Origin of the sequence: Micromonospora sp. BL1 (genome assembly GCF_003667485.1) — a bacterium.
In the GTDB taxonomy this organism is placed as follows: Bacteria; Actinomycetota; Actinomycetes; order Mycobacteriales; family Micromonosporaceae; genus Micromonospora; species Micromonospora tulbaghiae.
This window is the reverse complement of record NZ_RCVK01000100.1, coordinates 1-5943: the sequence shown is the minus strand read 5'-3', so window position 1 is coordinate 5943 and position 5943 is coordinate 1. Positions and strand designations below refer to the sequence as shown.

Annotated in this window: 4 protein-coding genes; all 4 read left to right on the top strand. The window is 72.8% G+C overall.

Annotated elements, in window-relative coordinates:
* Nucleotides 1-489: 489 nt before the first annotated feature.
* Complete coding sequence (locus tag EAD96_RS01010) at nucleotides 490-2475, top strand: TIGR03960 family B12-binding radical SAM protein (protein WP_121682941.1); 1986 nt, start codon at nucleotides 490-492, stop codon at nucleotides 2473-2475.
* A 170-nt stretch (nucleotides 2476-2645) separates the two neighbouring features.
* Nucleotides 2646-3083, top strand: coding sequence for a hypothetical protein (locus EAD96_RS01005; protein WP_091421868.1), 438 nt, complete (start codon nucleotides 2646-2648; stop codon nucleotides 3081-3083).
* A gap of 13 nt (nucleotides 3084-3096) precedes the next feature.
* Nucleotides 3097-4593 carry a hypothetical protein gene (locus tag EAD96_RS31815; RefSeq protein ID WP_121682940.1) on the top strand — a complete coding sequence of 499 codons (1497 nt, stop codon included), beginning with the start codon at nucleotides 3097-3099 and terminating at the stop codon, nucleotides 4591-4593.
* Between the two features lie 10 nt (nucleotides 4594-4603).
* On the top strand, nucleotides 4604-5943 hold a 1340-nt coding region (gene mycP, locus EAD96_RS00995; RefSeq protein WP_121682939.1), incomplete at its 3' end, for a type VII secretion-associated serine protease mycosin.

Sequence of the window (5943 nt, the reverse complement as noted above, 5' to 3'; positions counted from 1 at the left end):
CACCACCCCCGAACCGGACACCCCCACCCACACAGCCCGGCAACGACCGATGTCCCGACCTCGGGGCACCCCTCGAACCAGACAACCTCACCCACACGGGCCACCCACTCCCGCACGGTCGATCATGAGGTTAGCGGGGACAAAGCGGACACCCGACGCCGCTAACCTCATGATCGACGCAGCCGGGCGGGCCGAGCGGGGCGGGAGCAGCGAGGTGCCGCGCGACCGACCCGCGATCTTGCAGTTCGAGCCTCCCAGGTGTGCCATTCGCGCGTTTTGCGGGCCACCGAAGTGCAAGATCGGCGAGGAGGGAGGGGTTGTGGGCCGCTCCTGCCCGAAGGTCGGCGGGATCTGCACACCACCCGCTGCGGTGATCAAGGAGTTTGCGGCCAGTAGGAGGCGCGAGGAGTCCGCTAACTCCTTGATCAACGCGGCGGACACGGGCGCGGGCGCGGGACAGGGCGGGGACACCGCGTACGCTTGGGCATCATGAGTGCCCCGTCCACGACCCCGCGTCCCGCCGCCGCCAACTCGGTCTGGCCCCGGCTGGAGCCGTTGCTGCCGCAGGTGACCAAGCCCATCCAGTACGTGGGTGGAGAGCTGGGAGCCGTGGTCAAGGACTGGGACGCCGCGACCGTCCGGTGGGCGCTGATGTATCCGGACGCCTACGAGGTGGGCCTGCCCAACCAGGGCGTGCAGATCCTGTACGAGGTGCTCAACGAGCTGCCCGACGTGCTGGCCGAGCGGACGTACGCGGTCTGGCCCGACCTGGAGAAGCTGATGCGCGCCCACGGCGTGCCGCAGTTCACCGTCGACGCCCACCGCCCGGTGCGCGACTTCGACGTGTTCGGCGTCTCGTTCTCCACCGAGCTGGGCTACACCAACCTGCTCACCGCGATCGACCTGGCCGGCATCCCGCTGCTCGCCGCCGACCGCACCGACGCCGACCCGGTGATCGTGGCCGGCGGGCACGCCGCGTTCAACCCGGAGCCGATCGCCGACTTCGTCGACGCCGCGGTGCTCGGCGACGGCGAGGAGGCGGTGCTGGAGATCACCGCCATCGTCCGGGAGTGGAAGGCGGAGGGCTCCCCGGGCGGCCGGGACGAGCTGCTGCTGCGGCTTGCCCGGACCGAGAGCGTCTACGTGCCGCGCTTCTACGACGTCGACTACCTGCCCGACGGCCGGATCCAGCGGGTCGTGCCGAACCGCCCGGACGTGCCGTTCCGCGTGCACAAGCGCACGACGATGGACCTGGACGCCTGGCCCTACCCGAAGAAGCCCCTGGTTCCGCTCGCCGAGACGGTGCACGAGCGGTACGCGGTGGAGATCTTCCGGGGCTGCACCCGTGGCTGCCGCTTCTGCCAGGCCGGCATGATCACCCGCCCGGTGCGGGAGCGTTCGATCACCACCGTCGGCCAGATGGTGCAGCAGGGGCTGGAGTTCTCCGGCTTCCACGAGGTGGGCCTGCTGTCGCTGTCGTCGGCCGACCACTCCGAGATCGGCGACATGTGCTCCGGCCTGGCCGAGCAGTACGCGGGCACCAACGTCTCGCTGTCGCTGCCGTCGACCCGGGTGGACGCGTTCAACATCGACCTGGCCCAGGAGCTGTCCCGCAACGGGCGCCGGACCGGTCTGACCTTCGCCCCCGAGGGCGGGTCGGAGCGGATCCGCAAGGTGATCAACAAGATGGTGTCGAAGGAAGACCTCATCCGTACGGTGGTCACCGCCTACTCCAACGGCTGGCGGCAGGTGAAGCTCTACTTCATGTGCGGCCTGCCCACCGAGACCGACGAGGACGTCCTGGAGATCGCCGACATGGCGCACGAGGTGATCCGGGCCGGCCGCGCGGCCACCGGATCCAAGGACATCCGCTGCACGGTCTCCATCGGCGGGTTCGTGCCGAAGCCGCACACCCCGTTCCAGTGGGCCTCGATGGAGCGGCCGGAGGTCATCGACGGCCGGCTCAAGCTGCTCAAGCAGGCCATCAACAGCGACCGCTCGCTGGGCCGGGCGATCGGCTTCCGCTACCACGACGGCGAGCCGTCGCTGATCGAGGGCCTGCTGTCCCGGGGCGACCGCCGGGTCGGCGCGGTGATCCGCAAGGTCTGGGAGAACGGCGGCCGGTTCGACGGCTGGAGCGAGCACTTCTCGTACCGGCGGTGGGTGGACGCCGCCGCCGAGGTGCTGCCGGCGTACGGGGTGGACCTCGACTGGTACACCACCCGCGAGCGCGAGGAGCTGGAGGTCCTGCCCTGGGACCACCTCGACTCCGGCCTCGACAAGGACTGGCTCTGGCAGGACTGGCAGGACTCCCTGTCGGAGTACGAGCAGGACGACTGCCGCTGGACGCCCTGCTTCGACTGCGGCGTCTGCCCGTCCATGGACACCGAGATCCAGATCGGCCCGACCGGCCGCAAGCTGCTGCCGCTCACCCCGGTCAACGGCCTGAAGCTGCCCGCCGCCGCGCAGGGCTGAGGCCACCGGCACGCACCGGAGCGCGGGAACCCGACCGGGTTCCCGCGCTCCGTCGTCTTTTCCCGGTGACCGTCGCGATACGTGGGGCGGGGGTGCCCCGACTGGTCCTTCCTCGATACGCTGCGTCCGTAGTGGACCGGCCGGGGCCGGCAGCGGGGAGGACAGTCAGGATGGGCATCAATCCGCCGGACACCGGCGATCTGCACGTCAGCGTCGAGGATCTGGACGCCGCAGCGGAGTACGTCGAGCGTCTCAAGCAGTACGTCGACGACACCATCGGCTGGGAGATGGAACGCATCAAGGAGCGGATGAAGGGCGACAGCGGCAACGCGCAGACGGTGCCCAACGGCACCCCGTTCGGCGCGTACGAGGACGCCCGGATGCAGTGGCAGGCGCTGACCACGTCCACGGCCAGCATGGAGGCCCACCTCAAGGCCATCTCCATGAAGCTGGCCGGCCTGAAGCAGGGCACACAGGACATCGCCAAGGCGTTCCGCGACGCCGAGGCCCGCAACGCGGCCAACGGCAAGGACATCGAGCGGCTGCTGGAGTCCGCGGCCCCGCCGCCGGACGCCGGGCAGCAGCCCACCTACCCGTACACGGCCTGAGGGGGAGACGGTCATGGCAGGAGGCACCTGGGAGCGTTGCGTCCGTGAGGTGACGCTCTCGGCGGACCCGGAAACCGTCGGATCGGTCGGCGCGGGCTGGAAGAACCTCTCCACCGCGCTCGGCCACCTGCGCGACTCGCTCGTCGGTCGCTCGTTCGTCGGCCCGATCGCGGCCGGGCAGGAGCGCCCGCACACCGGCGGCCTGCCCGGGATGCTCGCCGGCTGGAAGGGCAGCGGCGGCGACGCGTACCGCGAGCACCTCGGCGACATCGGCAAGGAGATCGAGGAGCTCATCACGCACGCCAGCAACGTCAGTGGCGCGCTGACGCGGATCGAGGGTGACATCCGTACGGCGGTGGCGAGCATCCCGATCCCGCTGATGGACAACTTCGGCTGGAACGAGTGGAGCCTGCCCGGCGGCACCGAGCTGGACGACGCCCGCGACGGCGAGAGCCAGTCCGGCTTCCTGGCCGCGCTGCGCAGTGACTACCAGGGCAATCAGGCGCTCTATGCCGACGGCGCGTTCCGCGACAAGGCCGACGACCTCGAAGCCACCATGAAGATCGACGGCAACGCCAGCGACCAGAAGCGGGGCGGCTGGTGGGACACCAAGTCGCACCTGGACAACTGGTACCGCGACAACCAGCAGGCGGCCAACAAGGCAATGTCGCCGTTGCCGGCCGCGGTCGAGGCCGAGCGCCCCAAGCTGGTCGTACCCCGCCCTACCGACAGTGAGCTGGGTGACGGCTACCGCGGCGACCCGCGGGTCCCCCCGTCGGGTGTGCCCGGCGGCGGCCTGCCGGGTGGCGGCCTGCCGGGTGGCGGCATGCCCGGCGGTGGAATGCCCGGCGGCGGCCCGATGCCGTCCCTGGGCAGCACCGGCATCCCCGGTGGCGGCACGCCCGGTGGCAGTTCGTTCACGCCGCCGGGCACCGGCGTGCCCGGCGGCGGCATCCCCGGCGGCGGCTCCTACACCCCGCCGGGCACCGGGGGGATCCCCGAGCTCGGCGGCGCGCCCGGCTCGGGCAGCCCGGAGTACGGCAGCGGTCTGGCCGGCGCGGGCGGGCCCGGCACGATCACCGCGGGTGGACCGGGCACGCTCGGTCTGGGCGGCGGCGGTGGCGCGGGCGGACTGAGCGCCGGTGGCGGCGGCTTCGGCGGCGGTGGTGCCGGCCTGGGCTCGGCCGGCGGGATCGGCGGTGGCGGGATCGGCGCGGCCGGCGGCATGGCCATGGGCGGCCTGCCCGGCATGGTCGGCGGCGGTAACGGCAAGGTTCCGCCACTGACCAGCGCGGCCAGCGCGCTGAAGGCCGCGTCCGCGGCGGGACCGGGCGGTGCGGGCGGCATGCGCGGCGGGATGGCCGGCGCCGGGATGATGGGCGGCGGAATGATGGGTGGTCACGGCGGCGCCGGGCACGGCGGCGGCGCTGCGGAGCACTCGTCATGGTTGACTGAGGACGACGATCCGTGGGGCACCGGTGACGGTGCGTCCCCGGGCATCCTGCGATGAGGACGGACGGATGAAGGTGCACGTCGGCGCGCTCCGGCCGGTGGCGGCCGGTCTGCTTGCCGGACTGATGCTGCTGGGGGCCGCCCAGCCGGCGGTCGCCGCTCCGCGCCGCGCCGAGCAGTGGTATCTGGACGAGCTGCGGATCGACCGGGCGCATCAGATCTCCACCGGGCGGGGCGTCGTCGTCGGCGTGCTGGACACCGGCGTCGACGCCGGGCACCCCGACATGCGGGGCCAGGTCCTGGCCGGTGGGAGCACCCGCGACTCCGGCGACGGCCGGCGCGACCCGGACGGCCACGGCACCCACATGGCCGGGATCATCGCGGCCAACGGCACCGGGGTGGTCGGCATCGCGCCCGACGCCCGGATCCTGCCCGTCCGGAAGCCCGTCGGCGCGGCGGCCACCAAGGACGACTCCGCGACCGGCATCCGGATGGCCGTCGACGGCGGGGCGAAGGTGCTCAACCTGTCGTACGGCGGTGCCGGGGCCGTGGACGAGAGCGAGGCGGCCGCGATCCGGTACGCGCTGGAGCGCGACGTGGTCGTGGTCGCCGCCGCCGGCAACGTCCGATCGGCCGGCCCGGACGTCGTCTCACCCGCCAAGATCCCCGGCGTGATCGCGGTGACCGGCACGGTCCGGGGCGGGGGCTTCTGGTCCGGCTCGGCCCAGGGGCCGGAAGCGGTCATCGCCGCGCCCGGCGACGAGGTCTACAACATCGGCCCGGACCGGGGCTACGGCTGGGGCGACGGCACCTCCGACGCCGCCGCCGTCGTCTCCGGCGTCGCGGCGCTGGTCCGGTCGAAGTACCCGAAGCTCTCCGCGTCCGACGTGATCAACCGGATCATCCGTACCGCCCGGGACGCCGGCCCGCCCGGCCGGGACCCGCGGTTCGGCTTCGGCCGGATCGACCCGGTGGCGGCACTCACCGCCGACGTGCCGTCGGTGTCGGCGAACCCGCTGCTCGGGGCCGCCGCGCCGAGCGCGTCCGCGCCACCGGCCGCCGCCGAGGACGACAACTTCGACGTGACCAAGTACGGCGACCGCGGCGGCCCCTCCGACCAGCAGGTGATGGTCATCGGCATCGGCATCGCGGTGGCGCTCGTGGTGCTGCTGGCGCTCGTGGTGTTCCTGATCTGGAACCGCCGCCGTCACCGGCGCGAACTGGCCCGGGCCGGCTCGATCCCGGACGAGGCGCTGGATCGGATGGACGGCAACGGGCAGGGCCCGCCGGTCCCGGCCGGCTATGCCGCCGCTCCGCCTTCCGGCTACGGCCCTCCCGGCAGCCACCCGTCACCCGCCGCCTACGCCCACCCGGGCGGGTACGCCCACCCGGGCGGACACCCCCAGCC